Origin of the sequence: Bhargavaea massiliensis (assembly GCF_018390575.1) — a bacterium.
GTDB lineage: Bacteria > Bacillota > Bacilli > Bacillales_A > Planococcaceae > Bhargavaea > Bhargavaea massiliensis.
The window spans coordinates 1-211 of record NZ_JAHBCJ010000043.1 but is presented as its reverse complement, the minus strand read 5'-3'; the positions used below and the strand labels follow the sequence as shown (position 1 = coordinate 211).

Genomic DNA, 211 nt, shown 5'->3' with positions numbered 1-211 from the left:
AGCAAAGGACTGAAAATCCTTGTGTCGGCGGTTCGATTCCGTCCCAAGCCACCATTCGCGGATGTAGTTTAGTGGTAAAACCTCAGCTTCCCAAGCTGAAGTCGAGGGTTCGATTCCCTTCATCCGCTCCAGCGAGACCGGGCCTATAGCTCAGCCGGTTAGAGCGCACGCCTGATAAGCGTGAGGTCGGTGGTTCGAGTCCACTTAGGCC

At 55.9% G+C, this 211-nt stretch carries 1 tRNA gene; it reads left to right on the top strand.

From position 1 onward, the window contains the following. Positions 1 to 57 precede the first annotated feature (57 nt). Positions 58 to 131, top strand: a tRNA-Gly gene (locus tag KHA84_RS15310). The last annotated feature ends 80 nt before the right edge of the window (positions 132 to 211 follow it).